We start from the raw sequence: 21,054 nt of genomic DNA on the forward strand, positions 1-21,054 counted from the left end.
AAAAGTTATTTGTCGCCCTTGCAAATAGAAAACAACATTCCCTGTGAATCAAACAGTAACTCGAAATAGCTGTCCAGATAATTGTTTCCATTCTTTATCTCATTGATACTGGCGAATGCAAAACTCATATTCCTGGATTCACCGGCATAACGATTAATAATCAGCCCTTGAAAGTTAGCAGGCCTCGCTGATCCAGACGTCAATCTATCTCCAATTTTGAAGATTTGACCATTGACCTCTCCAACCCAAATATTGCTGTCCTTTATCTCATAGCTGGTTAACTTTCCTTTCAGGAAATACAGCTCATTTTGTCCATACTTGTACATTTTCATGGGTATCCTCATCGATCTCGGAGTAAAAATTCGAAATCGTATCAGGATGTCCCAATATCCGTATGCATTTCTCGGAATTCTCATTCAGTAGCAGTCCCGCGGATTTGCTATTAGGGTTGATTAGCGCAATCTGCAGCAACATTTACTTCCGCAATCTGGGCCTTCAAACTTAAAGCACTAAGCGTAAACAGCAACATTAAGTTGTATCTCATGGACGACATTCTGTTGTTTTGGATATTGATAGGAAGTGCATTCTTCTTGGACAGACGCGAGAAGTTACGGCAATTTTAATGATCTCATCATTAGTCACAAGGGCACCTCATTAGTTTGTCTAAAAAAAGTTTATCCTCTCAATTTTCGCATTCATAAAAAACATCTATACATTTGTATCGTACACGATTTAATCTTAAACGATACAAATATGGAGACCATATATCAAACCACGGTGGAAGTAACCGGTGGCCGCAACGGAAAAGTAAAAAGTGAAGATGGCATTTTGGAATTGGAAGTGCGCGTACCCAAGGAAATGGGGGGCGTTAGTGGCTAACACAAATCCTGAGCAGCTGTTTGCAGCTGGCTATGCAGCGTGTTTTGACAGCGCATTGAATCTTGTAATGAACCAGGCGAAAGTAAAAACTGATGAACCAACTTCTGTTAAAGCGACCGTTGGGATGGGATCTAATGGAGCTGGCGGATATGGACTGGCAGTGACGCTGGCAGTGACAATTCCGGGTGTCGATAAGCTTCAAGCCACACAGCTGGTGGAAAAAGCCCACTCCGTTTGCCCCTATTCTAATGCAGTAAAGGGCAACATTGAGGTCCATTTACAGGTAATTTAATTTGTGCGGCAGCCCTGCCAGGGTTGCCGCATCTTATCAATTTAAGTAACTTCGGCGGTAAGCTGAACATTAATTTAATTCCTCATTACCATGGCTGTCAGTAGCGAAGAATCTTTGAAATTGGAAAATCAATTATGCTTTCCGCTCTATGCAGCATCGAGGTTAGTAACGCAATGCTATCAACCCGCTTTGGAGGAAATTGGAATAACTTATCCGCAATACTTGGTGCTAATGACGCTCTGGGAAACGGACCTTGTTAGTGTGACCGTGCTTTCCCAAAAACTTTATTTGCAATCCAACACCCTCACGCCGCTCCTGAAACGCATGCAGGAAATGGGTTTGGTTAATCGCGACCGTTCCCGAGAAGACGAGCGCAGTGTCATTATTTCGCTTACAGCAAAAGGCAATGCACTAAAAGAGCAAGCACCAAAAATTCAGGATCAATTAACAGAAAGCATCGGAATTTCAGACCAAGAAGCGCAGGAATTGCATGGCTTATTATACAAGCTGATCAAAGCGGTCAAAAAGTAAATTCAATCAGGCAGTTGTTACTATCAAAACCCTGTTGAAACGCAACGTCGTCTCATCCTTTTCATTGAATAAAACCCGCAATCCGCTCCCGACAAATCCGCTCCGTCAAATCTCTCAGCAACGCCACCCGGGTTCCTAAATACGCCAGTTCCGCCTTTTCAATCTTGTAATTCTTGTTATATCTCGCATCGATATATGCTTTTTTAAGAAGCACAAACAGCCGCTTTTCCTCCTCACTCGTCATCGGAAAAACAGTTGCAAACTCAGCATGCTGCTTAATTACCTGATTTCCCAATATCTCAATATCATGGATTCTTGGTTTATAATCGGTAAAAACAAGGAGAATAGCTGAATAAAACCTTTCTGTGGTTTGATGCAGCAGAAAGGCGGCTTCTTTAAAATTCGCGCGGTTAAAAGTATCCTGGTAACTTCAGGAAGAAGTTGCTTGCACTTTCAAACCAATGCTCAAATTCCTCCGTCGACTTTTCAACCCGTTGCGCCGGATTTAGACCTTTCGGCTCTGACAAGGTAAATTTTCCCGAATCAAAAAGCGTGATTCCTTCTTTCAGGATATCGACAAAAAAGTAATAATTCCGCTCGATTTTGTCATTCACAAAACCAATGCTGTGGTAGATAATGCTAGTCCGGGTGATGTCGTCATTGGCCATCAATTCCTCGTCCAGCTCACGCGATTTCTTGACTTGCTTAGCCGAATTTTTGTCTTTGGTAACGATCAGAATGTCAAAATCGCTCACATATTCGTATTTCTCCTGATAATCCTCAACCCAGTCACCCCGCGCATAGCTCCCGAAAAGAATGATCATTTCAGCCGGGACTTTATCCAGGACAATTTGAGTAAGCGCTTTTAATTGGTTTTGTTTGTTTTGCGGAAGGTGCGATAGGGAAGTTTTCATTCGTGTGTGGGGTTTTTGAAATTTCGGTAAGATACAAAATTTCAAAAACCCATTTTATAATAAGCCCTAATGTTCAATTGCCATCGCGCGCACTTTTCCATTTTCAAAAGTATAAACGTGAAATAATAGTGTGTCGGTTAAAATGTGGCCTTCCAAATCTTTTATAATCTGACGGACTTTGATCGCAATCCGCCCGTCCGGCCTCACATCAAACGAAACCGGCTCGACCAGCGGATCAATCTCCTGCCATTGCCGCAACCAGTAAGCACGCACTTCCTCGTGCCCGGATACATAGCCGCCCTCCCAGCCATTGGGCCAGCTTACGTCAATGTGCATATGCGCCAGCACCGCATCGATCCGGCGAGCATTAAAGTCCTGGTAAAGTCGGCGAAGCAGTGTTTGATTGTCCATCTTTTAATGTTGTTTGAGATCTCAAAACTACATTCAGTCAGACGCTTCCAATGTCGGTAGATGTTGACATTTAATCGCAAATTCCGATCAGAGTTTAAACGAAATTGATTTGCGGAAATAACGTCTCATGGCACAATGTCCTCCCTATGCTCTTTAAACCATCGCCAAAAAAGTTATCAGAATGTTGAATTATTTCTGTATTTATGGCAATTAATCAGTTTAATCGAAACACAATTAACTAAGTAAACCGGGTCATGCGTAAGCTATTGGTAATAATTTTTTGCTTTGTTTCTATGAACTCTTCGTTCGCTCAATTTGGCGTGAGCGTTCACCAATCCAATTTGCCTTTCATTGGCTTTAACTATGAAGTGGCAGACCGCTTTGTTCCGGAGCTCCGCTTGGGAATGGACACAAATCTGGAAAATATGTCGATAGAAGCAGTTGCAACGTACCAGTTTGTCAATAAAAAAGATGTGGAAGTTTATGTTGGATTAGGAGGTCGAGCTAATAATATCGCAGGACTGGTTATACCCGTGGGAGCCCATTTTTTTCCTTTTTCTTCAAAAAATTTCGGATTTCATATTGAATTGGCGCCTATCGTTTATGAGGGTTCAGCAATTGTTAGGGGCAGTTGGGGAATACGCTACCGGTTCAAAGAGAAAGTAAATTAGGTGATTCGGCAGACCGCTAGTTCATACAAAGCGTTGACTGCCCGGCGGGAATGGCACTGCGGATTTTGAGGAATAAGTTGATGCCTAATGGCTCCTGCTCGACGGTAATGTTGTCTGGATGCACACCGGCTTCTAACGAAAGACCCTTTAATTCTGCTACGCTTCTGTGAATCAGCACCCATTCGCCGAAAATCTCCATATAACCGCGGGTTGGGTTATTTTCCGAGAAATTACCAATCAGAATCTCGCCGCCTGGTTTGAGAAAAGTGAGTAACCTTTTGAGCGCCAGGGTGAAAACGCGATCTTGAAAATAATCGAAAAGCCCTGCGGACCAGATCACATCGTATTTCTCAGCTCCCGAAAAATGCAGCACATTTTGCCGGCGAAAATGGATCTGATCTGCAAACGGCCTGCAAAGTTCACTCGCAAAAGCCACGGCATCCGCATCAATATCGACGCAAGTTGTGTTAAGCACCGCCGGATCGATCATTTGATAAAGCTCGAATAAATCTCTTGCGGGGCCGCTGGCTACATTCAGCAAATTCAAAGGTTCGTTGCGGCCTTCCAGCTTTTCAAGCAGTTTGCTTTTGAAAAATGCTTTCCGGTTTCGCACTGCCTGCGTGGCCGCATGATAGTGAAAGTAACGGTCCCAGTTCTGGTAAGCAGGGTGGCCGAAACTGTCATAGGTGTAGATCATGTCAATGAGTGCATAATCGCCTGCATAACCCAACGGCTTGCGTAAAACGTAACCATGAATCGTGTTTTTCAGGAATTCTTCGTCGAAAATGCTTTGCAGAAAAGCGGTTTCCTGCTGGCCGATCAGACCATTTTGCTTCATGCGGTACAACTGCTGCATCAATTTATCAAGAGCAGGATAGTCACATTCCTGTGGCCCGCCATTGGAGACCAATTTATGCAGCATGGAAATGGTAGCAGATTGAAATTTGAAGTCATTTTTTGATTGAACAGAGACATAGATGTCCTGGTCTGCATCCGCGGGGAATGCAAGGCTGAGCTTGTTCATGAATGAAAGCTTTTTGGTTGAGTAAATAATGTTTTGGTGACCTGTTTACATCACAGCTTCGGCAGTCCTGACTTTGCTGGCCATGTATTTTTTCGCCTCTTCCGCGTCATCAAGCCACGGGAAAATCGAAGGCGGATGGTTAAATCCGTTGACGAAATCAGATGCGATTTCAGGGTTTTCCGTGGCTGCGCCCAACACTTCTATCACATGCGGCTGCGCTGGTGCGAGGAATATGTCTGAGAACCGGTTCACGTATTTGGAGTAATTCCAGAATTCTTCAAAAGTCTCATTCATCCATTCCACATCGAAAGGCTCGTTGCCTCTTGCAATGATCGCTTTGGCATATACGTTGGCCATTTTGGATGCATTGTTGCCCCCCTGCCCAACGATAGGATCATTTAAAATCACCGTATCCCCCACCCCAAGCACCGCGGCAGATGAGTTTAGCTGCACGACCGGTTTGCGCACGACCGGCGTGAATGCGCCTTTCAAAAATGCATTGTCTGCAATGACTTCTGCATTGGCAAAAGCCGGGTAACGCCACGGCAAGTAAGTGCGGATCATTTCTTTTGCTTTTGCAAGCAATTCCGAAGCGGTTGTCGCCTCATCAAAAACATCCATCGGGCCGCCGGGGATACATTCAAAAAGCACGAAGGAACATTGAATGTCGTCTTTTTGATAAAACGGAGCCGTGATAATCTCCCCGCCGCCTAAGAGTGCGTCCAGGGTTATGGAAGTAAATTTGGTCTTATCACTTTGTTCAAAATCATTGATATGCAGCTGCACGAGCTTACGTGCAGGCTTTTCATGCGTAGAACGCGCCTCATCTTTGGTGAATAACCTTGCAAGCGGACCTTTGCCCGAGGAGACGATTACCAGATCAAACTGCGACGTGCAGGCAAGCAAATCGGAAGGCGTCGTGTCGCTAACCACAAATTTTCCGCCTAGTTTTTCAAAAAGCTTGATCCATTGGTAAAATTTCAGCCGCTGATCAATGGATACGCCAGGCTTGCTGGTGCGGGATTTAACGCCGAACGCGAAGCTACCGTCGGTCTTACCGAAATTAATGTTAAAGCCCGTCGAATGGTAAGCGGTGTCGCTCCAAAAGTCCAGACCAAGCTCGCGTTCCAGTTGCAGTGAATCGTGAAAAAGATACGTAGCACCTGTCGGCTGGCCATTGAATATTTCTTCTGCTGAGCGTTCCGAAATGATCGTCACATCATACCCGTTTTTGACAAGTCTAATCGCCAGGTGCAATCCCGACTGGCCGGCTCCCATAATTGCTATCTTTCTCATTGATCCTTAAAGTTTTAATTTCGTTTTGACAGTGACAAAGGTAATGCAGTGCGCCGTGGGCAAATCGAAAGAACTCCTTAAAAAGTATAAAAAATTATAAAAATCGGGCAGCATGAATTTGACGGCAAATGCTGATTCCTACCTTTACATAACTTTGACATACAACATATTAAGCTAACGCTGGCCGCCGTATGATAACCATTCCCGATTACCGGATCATTGCCGAACTGCATAAAGAATCGAATAAATCGCTCATCCGCGCTGTGGAGCAAATCACCGGCAGAAACGTTATTTTAAAGATTATTCCGTTCACCGGGATCGTGGATTCACATTATAAAGAGATCGATCAGGAATTCAGTTTTGGCAGCGCATTTGCATTCAGCGGGATATTGAATTACCATCGGATGCTGCGGCCGGAGAATTATCTGGTGCTTGAAATGGATGATTTTGAAGGTTGCAGACTGGAAGATTATTTGCTAGAATATAAACCTTCCGTTCAGGCAGCACTGCGCATTTCATTAGCACTTACCCAGATCGTCGAAGAGCTTCATTATCTCGGAATCTCCCACCCCGACCTCCGGCCTGCACATTTCCTGATTAACGCCGAAACCTATGAAATCCGACTTGCTGATCTAACCTGCGCTGTTGCGGACGATCGTCCGGATGAGTCTGCATGCCAGAGTAAAGGTGCGATTGCGCTGCAATATATGTCACCGGAACAGAGTGGGTTAATGGATATTCCTGTTGATTTCCGGTCGGATTATTATCATTTAGGCGTCATTTTTTATCAGCTTTTTACGGGTATTTTGCCATTTGAAAATGCGGACGCTAACGAGCTGGTGCACGCGCATCTCGCCCGTTCGGCTGCATCCCCGTCAGCAGTTGATCCGGCAGTTCCGGCAATTGTATCTGACATCATATTAAAGCTGTTATCAAAAAAGCCCTCAGAGCGTTACCAGACCACATTAGGAATCCGGTCTGACCTTTTAGCTTGCCAAACATGCATTGAAAACAGCAGCATTCCCAAGCAATTCCAAATTGGCAAAAACGATGTTCCCGGCCGGTTCCATTTGTCTGAAAAGCTTTACGGCAGAGAAAAGGAAATGGCATTGCTGCTTGCGGCTTTTGAGAAAATCAGCGAGCGTAATGAAATGGTGCTGGTGTCGGGCAATTCCGGCATTGGCAAATCGTCTCTTATCCGGGAATTACAGCGGAAAGTTGAGTCTAAGAATGTGCTTTTTATCACGGGTAAGTTTGATCAATATGTGCAAAACATTCCTTTTGAAGCCATTATAAAAGCATTTAATGAGCTGGTTTGTAAAATATCGCACGGTCAAACGAACTATTGGAAAAAAGAGATTCTGAATGCCGTTGGCCAGTTCGGGCGCGTCGTTATTGATGTGATTCCGGAGCTGGAAAAGATCATCGGCACCCAGCCGGCCGTGGAAGCATTGACGCCCGTTGAAGCGCAAAACCGCTTTGTGAATGTGTTTACCAGGTTTATCAATGTATTTACCAAAAAAGAACATCCGCTCGTCATTTTCCTGGACGACCTGCATTGGGCGGATCCGTCCAGTTTGCGGTTTCTCAGTCGGGTTACCTACGCCGTCGAAGGTTCTAATCTGCTGATTGTGGGCACTTATCGCGACAATGAATTAGCAGAAGATCATCCACTGAAAGCGGCGCTGAAATCCATGGACGCCGCATCCGGTTTGTCGCAGCTCAGACTGTATCCGCTACGATCAGCCGACATTACCGAAATGATCTCGGAAACGTTTTCCTGCCCGCCAAAAGTCGCTGCACAGCTGGCAGAAATTGTGCTCACGCGCACGCTCGGCAATCCGTTTTTTGTTACTGAAACCATTAAAGATCTGGTTGCCAAAGGCTTTGTAACCTATAACACGCAGGCTCGCAAATGGACCTGGGAGCAGCAGCGCGTGCTCAACTACGCATTATCCGGCTCTTCCCAGCAATTGCTGACTTCCAGAATCAACGCATTAAGCGAAGCTGCGCGCCATGCATTGGTCACGGCCTCGTGCATCGGTTCAGATTTTGAGCTGACCATGCTTTCGGCATTGACCGACAAAACGCCGCAGGAAACTGCGGAAGATCTGCGTGAATGTGTTACAGAAAATTTGCTTCGGCTAACGGCAGAACGTGGTCATGAAAATCAGTTTTTATCGGCAAATCGCTATCAATTTGTCCACGATCAGGTGCAGCAAGCTGCTTACAATGTGCTTTCGCCAGAATCCCGGGATGAAATGCACGTTAACATTGGCTACTTTTTGCTTGAAAGGCTTTCGGCGGCCGAGCGTTATGAGCAGTTGTTTGAAATAGTCAACCACCTGAATCACCATCCGAAGGCGTTTGCACTGGCCGAAGAGCGTTATAAAATTGCCGGGCTAAATCTTGACGCCGGTAAAAAAGCCCGGTCATCGGCTGCATACTCGGTTGCGATGGCCTATTTTCAGATTGGGAAAGACCTGCTGGTGACCGAAGATTGGGCTAATGAATATCCGCTGACATTTACCTTGCATTTGAACCTTGCCGAAAGCGCATATCTGGCTGGTAATGCTGAAAAGTGTTGGGAAGTTGCCGAAACAGCACTTGCTCACGCCAATACTACGGACCAAATTGAGCTCTATCATATTCAGATTCAAAGCCTGATATTTCATGAGCAGCATTTGGATGCAGTTCTGCTTTCATTGAAAGTTTTGAAAACGCTTGACGTCAGTTTTCCTTCGAAAGTCACGAAACTGCACACCGCCGCTGCCTACATTAAATCCAAATGGCTCATGCGCGGAAAAACGATTGAGGAGCTGGAAGATTTACCTAAAATGACTGCTTCGGACAAGCTGACGGTCATGCGTTTTTTACAAAATATAACAGCAGCCTCCTTCTCGGCTATCCCCGAATTGTATCCCTTGATGGTGCTTAAAATGGTTGAATTGTCGCTCAAATACGGCATTGCACCAGAGTCTGCCATTACATTCGCCACCTACGGAGCGATTGTGAATGCAATTGAAACCAACCATCAGGCTTGTTACCGTTATGGAAATGTGGCATTGAAACTGGCGGACCTGATGGAAAATTCGGACGCGAAAGCACGCACATTACTGCTCTATAATATCGTCAACAGGTCGTCGGGCGAGCATCTTAATGAATCACTCGAACCGCTCCGCATTTCCTACCAGACCGGCCTCGAACGAGGCGACGTAGAATATTGCTCCTACGCATCAAGCTCATACAGCTTTCATTTGTTGCTTTCGGGTAAAAACCTGCACTGGGCAAAGCATGAAATGATCACCTATAATCAACTGCCCAAATCGCTTTCAAAAGGATCTTTATCGCATTATAATGAGCCCCTGATCCAGATCGCTTCCAATCTGCTCGGTGAAAATAATGACCCTTTGTCCCTTACCGGTGATTATTTCGATGAAGGAGAGGCCAGTGAAGGCATTTTTGCGATGAAGAATAATTCCCGGATGTTCGTCGCTTTCACTTATAAAATGATCCTGGCTTATTTTTCCGGTGAACTGGAAAAAGGGCTGGTCTTCGCCCAAACTGCTACGGGTTTTGCGACTAATGTGCGCGGAACCCATTTCGAAGCGCTGTTCTCCTTCTTTTTTGCACTGCTTAACATTGCCGTTTATAGAACGCGTCGTCAAGATTCAGCTGGTTTGAAAACCGCTATAACACATTACAATAAGCTCAGGAAACTTTCGCGGCATATCCCGATTAACCTGGAACATCGAGTGTTTTTATTAGAAGCAGAAATCTACGCTGCCAAAGGGAAAAGCGAGCAGGCCGCAGCCTGTTACGATAAGGCCATTAAAGCCAGCAATGTGAACCGGCACCCGCATGAAGCTGCATTAGCCAATGAGCTTTGCGGCAAATATTGGCACGAAAAAGGCCAGCATAAAATGGCGCTGACGTATCTGACCGCCGCTTTGGAAGGATACAGAGAATGGGGTTGTATGTTAAAAGTGCGGCTATTGCTGGATGCATTCCCGGCACTGTTGCAGCCAAATACTGACTTTTCATCGCCTTTTGCAGCCAAAAATGTCGCAGGAGAAAGCATTGTTTCGACTTTGGATCTGGCTACACTCATGAAGGCGTCCATTGCCATTTCCAGTGAAGTGATTTTCAGCCGATTAATGGACAAGCTAATGCAGTTTGCCATTGAAAATGCCGGGGCGCAATCGGGTTATTTTGTGTTGGACTGGGGAGGTGAACTGTACATTGAAGCCCGGCGGTCTGTGGTGGACGAAGGCAGCGAAATCCGGAAATTGCGGCTTGCAGATTCGGATCAGGTTCCTGTAAGCATTATCAAACACGTATTTGAAACCAAATCGGACGTCATTTTGCATGACGCACTGGCCAGTGATACGTTTGGCAGCGACCCGGTGATTGTTGAAAAGCAGATCCGTTCCACATTATGCATTCCGGCATTGAATCAGGGCAAACTGGTTGGCGTGCTTTATCTTGAAAACAATCTTGCGACCGCCGTCTTCACCAATGAACGGACGCAGCTTTTGAAATTGCTTTCGGGGCAAATCGCTGTGTCGATCGAGAATGCCATCCTGTACGAAAAGCTGGAACAAAAAGTGGCTGTCAGGACAGCTGAAATTCAGGTGCAGAAAGAAGAAATCGAGCGACAGAAGCTTTTGGTGGAGGAAAAATCGAGGTTTAAGGAGCAGTTTTTTGCCAATATGAGCCACGAGATCCGCACGCCGATGACGGCTATTCTGGGCATGTCGGAGCTTATATTTGATACACCATTAAACCCAAAACAAACCGAATATGCGAAGGGAATCCGCTATTCTTCGGAGAACCTGCTCGCCATTATCAACGATATTCTGGACTATTCGAAAATTGAGGCTGGCAAATTTTCATTTGTAAACAAACCATTTCAGGTCCGTGACCGGATGAACCGGCTGGTTTACATTATGAAAGTCATTGCCGAGGAAAAAGGGCTGCAATTGGAACTTAGCGTGGATGAGAATGTGAGTCCCCAGCTCATCGGCGACCCGATCCGGCTGCATCAGATATTGCTGAATTTGGCTGGAAATGCGGTTAAGTTCACCGACAATGGCGCAGTTCGCATTAAGGTAAGCATGGTAAGCCGCGACCATGAAAGTGAAGAACTGCTTTTTGAAGTCATCGACACGGGGATGGGCATTGCGCAGGATAAGCTGGCGTATATTTTCGAAACTTTCACCCGCATTGACGACGATCTGAACACCAAACAGTCGGGGACGGGACTTGGCTTATTTATTGCGAAAAAGCTGGTTGAAGAACAAGGCGGCACCATGCGTGTGCACAGCGAGCTGGGAAAAGGCACAAATTTCAGTTTCAACCTGACGTTTGAAATTTGCAATCCGGGTGAACAAGTTGACGATGAAGACAATCAAAAAGTGCTTTCCGGCGTCAATATCCTGCTGGTCGAAGACAATCTTTTCAATCAGGTGGTAGCTGAGGAAACATTGAAAAAGATCATTCAGAATGTGCGCGTTACGATTGCAGATCATGGAGCAATCGCGCTGCAAAAACTGGATGAAGCCAGCTTTGACATTATCTTAATGGATGTAAAAATGCCGATTATGGATGGTTATAAAGCCACGCAGGCCATCCGTGCTCGTGAAAAAGACAGGCACACCCCCATTCTGGCATTCACTTCAAATGCTAATCCGGCAGAAGCGCAAAAGTGCCGGAATGCAGGAATGGATGATTACATTACCAAACCAATTGAAGCGAAAAAGTTGAAATTTAAAATCAGGAAACTGCTCGAAGCGGCAGCAAAAACAGAAGAAACGCTTTGAGGATATTGTGTCAGTTTTCAGGAAATTCGGTTTGCCAGAAATGATCAAACTTTTTGGTGAATTCAGCTATGCGGGTTGCAATGAATGCGGTTTCACCATTGTCGACACTTTCCTCCATCTTGCGCATTTGTTCGGCAAAGTCGGTCATTAACATATAATTGAACTGCGTTTTAAGACTGTGAAATGCGGATGAAAGTTCTTCCCAATCTTCATTCTCACATAAGCCCGGCAACTGACTGACCTGTGCTGGGACCTGCGCTTTAAAAATGGAAACAAAGCGAGCGACAAGCTTCTCATCACCAGCCATTTGCCTATTCAGAAAAGAAAGATCCATCATGAAATAACACGCTGTTTGGAAACCAGTTTGTAACCTTCGCCGTGCAGATTAAGAATCTCGACAGAGGAATCCGGTTTGAAAAATTTGCGCAGCTTGCTTACATACACATTCAGGCTGTAACCGCGATAATGTTCTTCGTCGCCCCAGATTCCCATCATCGCCACTTCGCGGGTGAGCACTTTGTTTTGGTGTTCACAGAATAATTTGAGCAGCTTGGATTCGATGGAAGTGAGCTTGATTTTCTCTCCCGCAACGGTAAGCTCGCGTAATTCAAGATCAAATTTCGAATTTCCCCATTGATACTGGTCGATTACAATGGCTTTTTCCTGCACTTTGACCCTTTTCAGAATCGCTTTTATCCGCAGATAAAGCTCTTCCATACTGAACGGTTTGGTAAGATAATCGTCGGCGCCAAGCATGAGACCTTTGATTTTATCTTCTTTGAGCGACTGACCAGTCAGGAAAATGATGGGCGTCATTTCATTAATTTCCTTGATCTCCTCAGCCAGCGTGAAGCCGTCCTTTTTGGGCATTTTAATATCGAGCACGCAAAGGTCAAATGTATGTAGTTTGAATGCGTCCAATCCGGCTTGTCCATCGTGTTTGAGCACCACATTGCAGCCTTTCATTTCCAAATATTCCTTAGTCAATTCACTGTACTGGACTTCGTCGTCGATCAATAAAAGGCTTGTCATCTTTAAGAGTGAGTTTAGTTGAGAATCCCAGATGTAAGGGCGCCAAAAATAGAATAATCTCCTCTTTTACTCCTGTATTTTCCAAAGTTCTTATTTAAAGGTTTGGCCATAAAAACTCCGCTTATCTGTGATAGACTAATTTATGATTACAACTCACAAAAAAGCCCTACTATCTTGATAACCAATGAACTATAATCGATTTTTTGATGCTCATTTTTATACTTTTTTAGAGTTTTTAGCATTTCTTTCAATTTGCACAATCCCGCGACAGGTAATTTTGTCGAGTCAAAAAAGTAAAAGAATTTAAATCAAAACTCAATTATGAAATCACAAAGTTCTTTCGAAAAAACGATTAAAAATGCGGGCGCAATGATGTGTATTGCAATCATGTCTGCGTGCAGTTCCAGCAGTGACGAGCCTGAAACTCCTGCACCATCCGTAAACTTTACCGAAGTAAAAGGCAGTGGAGACATTATTTCGCAATTGGCTTCTTTCAAAAGTCTGCTTGGTGACCAGCTTAACACAACGCCCGGACAAACCACCGGACGCCGCGAAATAAACTGGGACGCAGTTCCCGACAATCAGACCAATACAGACACATTCCCCGGCGACTTTTTCAATAGCATAGACCCGAATGTTGCAGCCGGAAGAAAGCGTGGAGCCATTTTCACAACGCCAGGAAACGGGCTTCGGATCAGCGATAAAAATTTCAGCGATCTCGTTTCAAATTACAAAGACCAGTTCAATGCATTCAGCCCGGCCCGCACATTCGCCGCCACCGGAAGCAACAAAATGGACGTTACATTCAAGGTGCCCGGAACGGCAACGGCGGCTTTTGTGAAAGGATTTGGCGTTGTATTATCAGATGTCGACAAGGCGAATTCTACGACCTTGGAATTTTTTGAAGGTGATAAAAGCCTTGGAAAGTTCGCCGCACCGATCCGAAAAGATGACAAAGGATTTTCTTTCCTGGGAGCCGTTTTCCCGGATAGCAAGGTGACAAAAGTGACCATTACTTCGGGTTCGGCGGCAATCAGCAATAAGTACGCGGATAATGCTGAAAATGACCTGGTTGTGATGGATGATTTCCTTTATAGCGAACCGGCTGCATTGCAGTAGCACATTGATTTTTAAACCAATGCAAAATAAAACCGCCACTTTGAATGGCGGTTTTATTTGTTATTAACTAAATCCACTTCATTAATGCTGCTTCTTCTCACATCGTAATTCCGGTGCCGATAAGTGAACAACTCAAACTCCGACTATCCTGTCAATGTCAACATAATATCGTCCTGATTTCACATTGACATCCAGGAGGATTTTTCGGCAAGTATCGGCAGTGATAGCGCCGCCCAGCGCAACTGCGGAAGCTAACTGAGGCCAGGATAGAATCGTCTTACCAATCTGGGTCATTGAAAATTTTAAGCGATCTGAGATGTTATTCATATCAATGATCTCACCAACCAATTTTATTTTCTCTTCTGTTGTGAGGTTAGTCATGCTGTTCATATCGAAATCTTTCAATAATCCGTGAAATATCGGGCGTTGCGGCTCCATGTCGAAACGCTCAATATCAATCATTCCCCGATCGCTTGTATCCATCACAACCGGAATTTCAAATGCGCGCGCCCGATGTCGCGTCATGAACTTAATGTCCAGGCCATCACAAACCTCCACCAACAGGTCAAGCTTTCCTCCCTCCGTCAGAAACTGATCAATATTGCCTTCCGAAATTCCACTCTGATACACCTGGACATTGATAAACGGATCCATTTCTGCAACGGCCCTCGCCGCGACGATAGCCTTATTGATGCCCAAATTGTGCGTACTCGTCTGGATCCGGTTCAGGTTTGACAGTTCAATTTGATCATAATCTGCCAGGCGCAGTTCGCCGACGGAGCGTTCTGTGGCCAGCGTCATTGCGACGGCATGTCCAATCGACAAGCCAATGATGCCCACTTTTTTCGTTGACAAAACCTGCTGTTCCTGATTGGTGATCTTGCAGTTATTCCTGTTGGTCCGCACGGTGTGAAACTCTTCACGGTCAAGCAGGTGAATTAGCCTGCGGCTCCATGGGTAAAAAACCCAGACACCGTATTCTTGCAAGTCCCTGCCATCAAGATGGTTTTGAACACGCTCTTCTGCCTGCTCCTGACTTAATCTGACGCCCGCATTTTCAATCTTTACGAGCTCAATAAGCTGATCGTAAATCGTATCAAATACTAAAACATCAGCATTTCGTTCGAGCAAAAGGTCCAACCTTTCTTTGTCAGCTAAATCAACCAGCCGGAACATCAGCGGTTTAAAAGTGATGCTTAATTGCTCTGACATATTCTGGGTATAATTCGTTATTGAATCCATAAATACTGGTGTGAAGATTTATAAAGCGAAAGATGGAAGTTGTTGACCGGCATTGGTTTTCTCGAAAAAATTATCGCCCAACACACCAATTCCATATCTGCAAACAGTGCCGGCAAGAATAGCCTGGTTCATCTGTTTTGGCGAAATATGTTGGATTGATGATAGGACAGCCGCAGACGACGTCGGGAATTTAAATCCTGGATAACCATATTCTTTTTGCACCGCCGTGGTGTTCTCCATCATTGGCACCAGATCTTCATGAAATTTCACTGCGCTGGTCGAGCAAGAATAAAGACAATATTCAGCCTTGTCCAGAATCGAAATCCCGATCGCTGCCAACATTGCAAACCGGCATAAACCCAATCCTCTATACGCATCTGCTACTGCAACCCTGCTAAGCTCGACAGTTGCATCATTGTAAAGCGGGCATCCGTGTGAGCTTATATCAAAGGCATATTCCGTGGGAAGCGCATTGGATAAATCGGGCTGGATTTGGAGGTGAAATTTTTGATTAATGTTCTGCAGCTGTTTTTCAATCGATTTGTTAACATGTCTTGTCACAACCCTTATTGTTGCAATTTGTTCTCCCTTAGAATATATGCCGATCAAATTTGCTTTCCAATCACTGGGTAGCAAATCATATTGATTGTCCGTGTATTCGCGGGAATATTCCTTTTTATAGATCTCTCGTCGTAAAGCAAGGTGATCTACGATATCCGTCTCACTTCTGAGTTCTCTGAGTTCGAAGTTTTCAATTAAATGGTGAAAGTTGAATGACATTGGAGCTGGAATTAAATGATTTAAAAATGTTTTCGCGCCGATGGTCTAGAACTTTAAATAACTGAAATCTCCTTTTGCAAAGAGTTGCATCATAATGGCATCGGCTCAACAAAATTACCTCCCGCTCAAAGCCGAGTTTTTCAACAAGTCTTAATAAGTGTAAAGAATTATTAAAATGTAGTCCAACCTGACAAGGCGCTCACGCCAAACATTCTTCCTACAAACGCTACAAACAAAAACAGGTCTCCACCAGTTGTTCGCACCGAAGCATTTATCTTCAATTGACACATTTTCAAACGTATCTGCAACAAATTCAAAACCCATTTCCAGCCTCATCGTCGAGCTTTGTGATCTTCTTAATCACCAATCTTGAAACCGATGAAAAACTCAATTACCTGGCTGATTTGCCTAGCTGGTATTTTAACAATTGTCTCTTTTATAAGCGCCCCCGATCCCATTGTGGGACGCTGGCAACGGATACAAAAATCTCCAAACGGAGACATTAACCTGATGTTTGTCTTTCGGGCCGACAGCACTTATGATGGCATTGTGAATGGGAAAGCATTCACTACCGGGCGCTATTTTATCAAAAATGACACCATAAGTGTTTCTGACAACGGTTGTAATCTCGCTTACTACGGGACTTACAAGCTGAAATATTACGCTCAGGATTCACTGCTGTTTACTGCCATTTCCGACACCTGTCAGGAGCGCTATCAGGGTGCGAATGGTTTGGCTTGCAAGAAGTTGCCAAAAAAATAACCGCAATATTTCCCGTGAAAGCAAAAATAGTCATACTGCTCTGCGCCGTTCCGCTGCTTTTCATCCGCAGCGTGATGCACGAACCCGAGCCGGCGACTTCCCTTGAATTGGGAAAGCGACTGTTTTTTGACCCGATCCTTTCCGGAAACCGGGCCATCAGCTGCGGATCTTGTCATAAAGAAAATCTGGCTTTCGCAGACTCTTTACAAATAAGCCCGGGCGTGAATGGACGGGTGGGGACAAGAAATACGCCTTCTGCTATGAACATGCGTTTTCAGGAAAGTTTTTTCTGGGACGGAAGGGCTGCGACTTTGGAACAACAGGTGCTCATCCCCATAGAAAATCCGGTCGAAATGGACTTGCCGGTGGATTCGGCCATTGCCCGGTTGAACAATGATGCATTTTACCAGCAATCGTTTCTGCGCATATTTAACGAGCTGCCATCGAAAAGCAATTTAGCAAAGACATTGAAAATTTCCTGATCTCCCTCACAGACAGGCGTTTTTTGAAATAATTATTACACAATCTTTCATCATTTATCCTTAAAACTATGTTCAAACTCAGCATTACCTCATTTTTTCTAGCACTTGCTTACGGTGTACTTGCGTTGGCCGTGTCTTGTTCAGATCACGACGTGCCAGCCAGCAACCTGCCCGAATCCAAATGCAAGGATGTGAACGGCGGCGACCGCCTCTATCCCTGCGAATTTTTAATTGAAAAAATCACCTTCCTGGGTGCAGATGGCGTAGAGGCCGGAACGGTAACCGGCTCGAACCAGGTGCTCGCATTGCCGCGATCACTCGCTAAGACGGACAGTTACGCCGGAAATGAAGAAGGAAAAATTGGCTCGGCTATATTTGACATAAAAATCACGCTGAAAAGAATCGCTTCACCTTCCTTTCCGGTAAATGAGGGTTACCTGATCGGATATACGCACAACACTTCGGGCGGAAAAATTCTCCATACCAGCACTGGAGGCGGCACATATGGAGAAAGAGATAAATTTGGGCCGCCTGTGGCTTTAAACATGGCAATTGGTGAAAATATGGATGTTACGTACGAAATGATCTTTCCTTACAGGATGGAAAAAACAGGGTCAGTAGTTGTGCCTATCACGGTGTTTTCCTCGTCGTCTTTCTTTGTTGACAATGATGTTACAACCGTGAAACTGCCCCGCAACACCAGTCCTTATAATTACGTTGGCAGCGTAACCGAAGCTTTTTACGAAAGATTGAGGGTGACCTTGAAAAACTGATCATTACTGTTTTTCAAAACTTACAGCACTGGGCGGATAGCCGAAATGTTTGGAAAAGCTGGTTGAGAAATTGGCCGGGTTACTGTAACCGACCATATAGGAAACTTCGGCAATGGTCCCGGCCTTATTTTCCAGCAGTTCATGCGCTTTCTGCATGCGAATGCTGCGGACAAATTCGCCCGGACTCTGGTTAATCAACGCTTTTAGTTTGCGATGAAGCTGCGCCCGGCTCAGGCCAAGCTGCCTGCCAACCCAATCCGTACTGATCTGTTCATCGTCGAGATTTTGCTCAATAACCGTCCTGATTTTATAAAGAAATGCCTTCTCCACAGAAGGCATTTCTTCTGAATGGGTAAGCCAACGGTAATTCTGAGTGTATTTTTCCTGCAAAGTCTTGCGTTGCCGCATCAGGTTTTCGATCACCGCCTGCAACTCCCGGTTATCAAACGGTTTACCCAGATAGGCATCCGCACCCGTTTCGAAACCGTGGATCCGGCTAACCTGATCGGCTTTGGCCGTAAGCATGACAATGGGAATGTGGCTGCTGCGCTCATCTGCTTTCAATTCTGCACAAACCTGATAGCCGTTTTTGACCGGCATCATTAGATCGGTGATGATCAGCGCAGGGATTTCTGCCAGTGCAAGATCAATTCCCGCCTGTCCGTCTTCTGCTGTCAGGACCAGATATTTTTCGGACAAAGTTGTTTGGATAAATGCGTTCAGTTGCTGATTGTCTTCAATAAGCAGGATTACGGGTAAAGAGCCTCCGGCTTGCTGTTCAGCAACTTGCTCATTTCCGTTTAAATGGTAAACGGGCGTTTCGGGATATGGCATTGGTTCCGCATTTTCGGCACTTAATTTGTAAGGCAGGCGGACGGTAAAGGCGCTTCCCTTCGCCTCGGAACTCTCTACGCTAATGTTCCCGCCAAGCAATGTGACCAGTTCCTTGACCAGCGCCAGGCCTATCCCCGCTCCTTCCCTGGTTCGGGTGTCGCTGCTATCAGCCTGATAGAACCGGTCGAAAATGAATGGCACTTTATTCTCCGGAATGCCAATTCCATCGTCCTCCACCCTGATCTCGTACTGCTCCTCAGCCAGCATATTGAAAAAAATCTTCACTTGTCCGCCTTTATGACTGAATTTGATCGCATTACTGATCAGGTTCTGAATGATCTTTTCAAGCTTGTCGGCATCTTCGTTGATAATCAAAGATTCCACATTTGTAAAGAAATCCAGTTGAATGTTCCGGTCGTTTGCGAGAGAATCAAACTGGGCAACGTGCATGCGCAAAAGCGCAATGATATCAACCGGATTTATGTCGAGATTCGTCTGCCCGGATTCCAACCGGCCTAGGTCAAGTAACTGATTGATAAGCTGTAACAACCGATTGCTGTTTTGGAGGATATAACCAGCGTATCGCTCGGCAACCTTGCGGTCGGGGTTAGTTAACAATTCCCTCGCAGGGTTCATGATCAGCGAAAGCGGCGTTTTGAACTCATGCGTGAGATTGATAAAAAACCTTGATTTCGCAGCGTCCATCTCCTGCAAACGCTCGGCTTGTTCTCTTACCTGGGCGGTTCTTTTCAAAACAGTGGTTTCCAGCTCCGTTGTATGTGCCAGAATCAGCCTTTGTTTTTCCTGTTCCTGGGCTAAGTTGGCGGCTGCCAGATCGCGGGTTTCAATGAGTTGCTTTGCCAGAAAACGATTGGTACCGGCCACTTCCAAAGCCAGGTAAATGGTAAAGAGCGCGGGCACCACCAGATTTCCCCAGGCAAATGCAAGCATTACTTCCGGTACTGTAAACCAGTTGAAAACATTGGCGCCGATAAGTATTCCTGTCAAAAAATGAAAGATCACCCCTGCTGCAACCAACCACAATGTCTTTCTGCCTTTTCGCACTTCCCGCAACACGGCAAGAAAGGCATCGGTATAAAAGAACAGGATAAATAGCAGCAGATATAAATTGTGAATGTTGGTTATGATCTGGTCATACCATATGTCATACCAATTCCAGACGGTCAGGAACGTAACGGGAATGGAAATCGCAAAGACCGCGATTATTTTTCTGCGCGGCAATGTGCTGTAACCTGCCGAATAGAGCAGTAATGCGCCAAATGCGAGGTTCATGGTAATAAAGCACAAGAACACTTTCGTATAAAAGATCTGCATCGCCGGGTCAGTCGCGACAATGGTCTCATACCGCGCATAAAGCCCCAGCGCAATCATGGAAACATACAACACGTAGCACAGATGAATCCGCTGTTTGGGATAGAATGCAAACAGGAGCAGATGCAGCAGCACCAGCGTACAAGCGGCAGCCACGCTCATGAGAAGCAGATCCATGAAATGGTGATCTGCCACGAGCTGGCTGTTCATTTGATGCAGATCCTGAATCTGGGCCTCAAAGCCGATGAAGTTTGGATAAAATGCCTCGTGGTTGCTGAAACGGATCGCGATCAGGTGCGGCAGCGTGTCCCTAATAGCCAGCGGAATCGCCACATTCGGTCTCCGTACGGCCTGCATGGCCTGTTTTGAATTTCCCAGCCGGCCAAAAGACATGATCTTTTTACCATCCAGATACGTTTCAGAAGCTGCGTCGTGGCTCAGTTTCAAACCCCAGCTGTCTGTCAAATCCGGGCTTGTCTTTTTGACCCATAACCGAAACCAGCCAAAGCCTGTACAGTTCTTGGGCGCTGCGGATTTGATATATTTTCCTTTTCCAAAGTTCGTCCCGGCAAGGGTTTGCCAGCTGCTGTCAGAAAAGCCGGGGCTAGCCCATTGCGCATTGTCCCCTGGGTGGAATTTCCAAGGGGATTTGATCAATGATAGAGGTTTAAATCGAGCGCTATCGGTTAGTAGAACCGGAGCTGTTTGTGCAGTGGCAGAAAAACTAAAATGTAAGAAACAAACAAAAAGAAGTGCTTTTTGCAAGGCGTAATGCTTGTGAAAAACTTTGATCTTTCCAGTCAAAATTCTGTTTCGTTATTACAATTAGCAAATATTTCGGCCAATCCGCATTTCCCA

At 45.3% G+C, this 21,054-nt stretch carries 20 protein-coding genes; 9 read left to right on the forward strand and 11 right to left on the reverse strand.

Annotation, left to right across the window (positions count from 1 at the left end):
- Positions 1 to 5: 5 nt before the first annotated feature.
- On the reverse strand, positions 6 to 332 hold the full coding sequence (locus AC0IYG_RS21480) for a hypothetical protein (RefSeq protein ID WP_471713122.1): 327 nt from the start codon (positions 330 to 332) through the stop codon (positions 6 to 8).
- Positions 333 to 753: 421 nt separating this feature from the next.
- On the opposite strand from AC0IYG_RS21480, the gene AC0IYG_RS21485 reads away from it, so the two are divergent.
- The 3 genes from AC0IYG_RS21485 (at position 754) to AC0IYG_RS21495 (ending at position 1,702) form a co-directional block, all read left to right on the forward strand.
- The gene (locus AC0IYG_RS21485) at positions 754 to 879 is read left to right on the forward strand and encodes a hypothetical protein (protein WP_471713123.1); all 126 of its coding nucleotides are present in this window, start codon (positions 754 to 756) and stop codon (positions 877 to 879) included.
- A complete protein-coding gene (locus AC0IYG_RS21490; protein WP_471713124.1) occupies positions 872 to 1,171 on the forward strand; it encodes an Ohr family peroxiredoxin in 300 nt (99 codons plus the stop codon). Before AC0IYG_RS21485 ends, AC0IYG_RS21490 begins: the two co-directional genes overlap by 8 nt.
- Positions 1,172 to 1,261: 90 nt before the next feature.
- Entirely contained in the window at positions 1,262 to 1,702 is a 441-nt protein-coding gene (locus AC0IYG_RS21495) for a MarR family winged helix-turn-helix transcriptional regulator (RefSeq protein ID WP_471713125.1), read from the forward strand.
- A gap of 61 nt (positions 1,703 to 1,763) precedes the next feature.
- Here AC0IYG_RS21495 and AC0IYG_RS21500 read toward each other — a convergent pair whose 3' ends face one another.
- From AC0IYG_RS21500 to AC0IYG_RS21510, 3 genes are all read right to left on the reverse strand, one after another.
- Positions 1,764 to 2,084 (reverse strand): HEPN domain-containing protein, encoded by a 321-nt coding sequence (locus AC0IYG_RS21500; protein WP_471713260.1) that lies wholly within the window; start codon positions 2,082 to 2,084, stop codon positions 1,764 to 1,766.
- Positions 2,085 to 2,112: 28 nt separating this feature from the next.
- Positions 2,113 to 2,616 carry a nucleotidyltransferase domain-containing protein gene (locus AC0IYG_RS21505; RefSeq protein ID WP_471713126.1) on the reverse strand — a complete coding sequence of 168 codons (504 nt, stop codon included), beginning with the start codon at positions 2,614 to 2,616 and terminating at the stop codon, positions 2,113 to 2,115.
- A gap of 66 nt (positions 2,617 to 2,682) precedes the next feature.
- On the reverse strand, positions 2,683 to 3,027 hold the full coding sequence (locus AC0IYG_RS21510; RefSeq protein WP_471713127.1) for a nuclear transport factor 2 family protein: 345 nt from the start codon (positions 3,025 to 3,027) through the stop codon (positions 2,683 to 2,685).
- A 254-nt stretch (positions 3,028 to 3,281) separates the two neighbouring features.
- On the opposite strand from AC0IYG_RS21510, the gene AC0IYG_RS21515 reads away from it, so the two are divergent.
- Positions 3,282 to 3,698 (forward strand): hypothetical protein, encoded by a 417-nt coding sequence (locus tag AC0IYG_RS21515; RefSeq protein WP_471713128.1) that lies wholly within the window; start codon positions 3,282 to 3,284, stop codon positions 3,696 to 3,698.
- 16 nt (positions 3,699 to 3,714) lie between these two features.
- On the opposite strand, the gene AC0IYG_RS21520 is transcribed toward AC0IYG_RS21515, so the two are convergent.
- The gene (locus AC0IYG_RS21520) at positions 3,715 to 4,722 is read right to left on the reverse strand and encodes a class I SAM-dependent methyltransferase (protein ID WP_471713129.1); all 1,008 of its coding nucleotides are present in this window, start codon (positions 4,720 to 4,722) and stop codon (positions 3,715 to 3,717) included.
- A 45-nt stretch (positions 4,723 to 4,767) separates the two neighbouring features.
- A complete protein-coding gene (locus AC0IYG_RS21525; RefSeq protein ID WP_471713130.1) occupies positions 4,768 to 6,018 on the reverse strand; it encodes a styrene monooxygenase/indole monooxygenase family protein in 1,251 nt (416 codons plus the stop codon).
- Between the two features lie 191 nt (positions 6,019 to 6,209).
- Here AC0IYG_RS21525 and AC0IYG_RS21530 point away from each other — a divergent pair, with 191 nt between their 5' ends.
- Complete coding sequence (locus tag AC0IYG_RS21530) at positions 6,210 to 11,840, forward strand: hybrid sensor histidine kinase/response regulator (RefSeq protein ID WP_471713131.1); 5,631 nt, start codon at positions 6,210 to 6,212, stop codon at positions 11,838 to 11,840.
- 10 nt (positions 11,841 to 11,850) lie between these two features.
- Here the strand turns inward: AC0IYG_RS21530 and AC0IYG_RS21535 are convergent, their stop codons facing one another.
- Both AC0IYG_RS21535 and AC0IYG_RS21540 read right to left on the reverse strand, forming a co-directional pair.
- Positions 11,851 to 12,177, reverse strand: coding sequence for an Hpt domain-containing protein (locus tag AC0IYG_RS21535; protein WP_471713132.1), 327 nt, complete (start codon positions 12,175 to 12,177; stop codon positions 11,851 to 11,853).
- Entirely contained in the window at positions 12,174 to 12,872 is a 699-nt protein-coding gene (locus AC0IYG_RS21540; RefSeq protein ID WP_471713133.1) for a response regulator transcription factor, read from the reverse strand. Before AC0IYG_RS21540 ends, AC0IYG_RS21535 begins: the two co-directional genes overlap by 4 nt.
- 321 nt (positions 12,873 to 13,193) lie before the next feature.
- Here AC0IYG_RS21540 and AC0IYG_RS21545 point away from each other — a divergent pair, with 321 nt between their 5' ends.
- Positions 13,194 to 13,991 carry a hypothetical protein gene (locus AC0IYG_RS21545; protein WP_471713134.1) on the forward strand — a complete coding sequence of 266 codons (798 nt, stop codon included), beginning with the start codon at positions 13,194 to 13,196 and terminating at the stop codon, positions 13,989 to 13,991.
- 132 nt (positions 13,992 to 14,123) lie between these two features.
- Here AC0IYG_RS21545 and AC0IYG_RS21550 read toward each other — a convergent pair whose 3' ends face one another.
- Both AC0IYG_RS21550 and AC0IYG_RS21555 read right to left on the reverse strand, forming a co-directional pair.
- The gene (locus AC0IYG_RS21550) at positions 14,124 to 15,203 is read right to left on the reverse strand and encodes a ThiF family adenylyltransferase (RefSeq protein ID WP_471713135.1); all 1,080 of its coding nucleotides are present in this window, start codon (positions 15,201 to 15,203) and stop codon (positions 14,124 to 14,126) included.
- 48 nt (positions 15,204 to 15,251) lie between these two features.
- Entirely contained in the window at positions 15,252 to 16,013 is a 762-nt protein-coding gene (locus AC0IYG_RS21555; RefSeq protein ID WP_471713137.1) for a hypothetical protein, read from the reverse strand.
- A 378-nt stretch (positions 16,014 to 16,391) separates the two neighbouring features.
- Between AC0IYG_RS21555 and AC0IYG_RS21560 the strand changes: the two genes are divergently transcribed.
- The 3 genes from AC0IYG_RS21560 to AC0IYG_RS21570 all read left to right on the forward strand — a co-directional run bounded on the left by AC0IYG_RS21560 (position 16,392) and on the right by AC0IYG_RS21570 (position 18,030).
- A complete protein-coding gene (locus AC0IYG_RS21560) occupies positions 16,392 to 16,775 on the forward strand; it encodes a hypothetical protein (protein ID WP_471713138.1) in 384 nt (127 codons plus the stop codon).
- Between the two features lie 14 nt (positions 16,776 to 16,789).
- Positions 16,790 to 17,257: a cytochrome-c peroxidase gene (locus AC0IYG_RS21565; RefSeq protein WP_471713139.1), complete on the forward strand. Its 468-nt coding sequence runs from the start codon at positions 16,790 to 16,792 to the stop codon at positions 17,255 to 17,257.
- A 68-nt stretch (positions 17,258 to 17,325) separates the two neighbouring features.
- A complete protein-coding gene (locus tag AC0IYG_RS21570) occupies positions 17,326 to 18,030 on the forward strand; it encodes a hypothetical protein (protein WP_471713140.1) in 705 nt (234 codons plus the stop codon).
- 3 nt (positions 18,031 to 18,033) lie between these two features.
- On the opposite strand, the gene AC0IYG_RS21575 is transcribed toward AC0IYG_RS21570, so the two are convergent.
- Entirely contained in the window at positions 18,034 to 20,853 is a 2,820-nt protein-coding gene (locus tag AC0IYG_RS21575; protein ID WP_471713141.1) for a hybrid sensor histidine kinase/response regulator transcription factor, read from the reverse strand.
- Between the last annotated feature and the right edge of the window lie 201 nt (positions 20,854 to 21,054).

The sequence above is a fragment of the Dyadobacter sp. AC419 genome, from assembly GCF_979253085.1.

What these genes read in the sequence shown, in the direction of transcription:
- AC0IYG_RS21485 (WP_471713123.1), top strand. Translation starts at nt 754, where the DNA reads ATGGAGACCATATATCAAACCACGGTGGAAGTAACCGGTGGCCGCAAC.
- AC0IYG_RS21535 (WP_471713132.1), bottom strand. Translation starts at nt 12,177, where the DNA reads ATGATGGATCTTTCTTTTCTGAATAGGCAAATGGCTGGTGATGAGAAG.
- AC0IYG_RS21505 (WP_471713126.1), bottom strand. Translation starts at nt 2,616, where the DNA reads ATGAAAACTTCCCTATCGCACCTTCCGCAAAACAAACAAAACCAATTA.
- AC0IYG_RS21550 (WP_471713135.1), bottom strand. Translation starts at nt 15,203, where the DNA reads ATGTCAGAGCAATTAAGCATCACTTTTAAACCGCTGATGTTCCGGCTG.
- AC0IYG_RS21495 (WP_471713125.1), top strand. Translation starts at nt 1,262, where the DNA reads ATGGCTGTCAGTAGCGAAGAATCTTTGAAATTGGAAAATCAATTATGC.
- AC0IYG_RS21520 (WP_471713129.1), bottom strand. Translation starts at nt 4,722, where the DNA reads ATGAACAAGCTCAGCCTTGCATTCCCCGCGGATGCAGACCAGGACATC.
- AC0IYG_RS21530 (WP_471713131.1), top strand. Translation starts at nt 6,210, where the DNA reads ATGATAACCATTCCCGATTACCGGATCATTGCCGAACTGCATAAAGAA.
- AC0IYG_RS21515 (WP_471713128.1), top strand. Translation starts at nt 3,282, where the DNA reads ATGCGTAAGCTATTGGTAATAATTTTTTGCTTTGTTTCTATGAACTCT.
- AC0IYG_RS21560 (WP_471713138.1), top strand. Translation starts at nt 16,392, where the DNA reads ATGAAAAACTCAATTACCTGGCTGATTTGCCTAGCTGGTATTTTAACA.
- AC0IYG_RS21525 (WP_471713130.1), bottom strand. Translation starts at nt 6,018, where the DNA reads ATGAGAAAGATAGCAATTATGGGAGCCGGCCAGTCGGGATTGCACCTG.
- AC0IYG_RS21555 (WP_471713137.1), bottom strand. Translation starts at nt 16,013, where the DNA reads ATGTCATTCAACTTTCACCATTTAATTGAAAACTTCGAACTCAGAGAA.
- AC0IYG_RS21510 (WP_471713127.1), bottom strand. Translation starts at nt 3,027, where the DNA reads ATGGACAATCAAACACTGCTTCGCCGACTTTACCAGGACTTTAATGCT.
- AC0IYG_RS21545 (WP_471713134.1), top strand. Translation starts at nt 13,194, where the DNA reads ATGAAATCACAAAGTTCTTTCGAAAAAACGATTAAAAATGCGGGCGCA.
- AC0IYG_RS21570 (WP_471713140.1), top strand. Translation starts at nt 17,326, where the DNA reads ATGTTCAAACTCAGCATTACCTCATTTTTTCTAGCACTTGCTTACGGT.
- AC0IYG_RS21540 (WP_471713133.1), bottom strand. Translation starts at nt 12,872, where the DNA reads ATGACAAGCCTTTTATTGATCGACGACGAAGTCCAGTACAGTGAATTG.
- AC0IYG_RS21480 (WP_471713122.1), bottom strand. Translation starts at nt 332, where the DNA reads ATGAAAATGTACAAGTATGGACAAAATGAGCTGTATTTCCTGAAAGGA.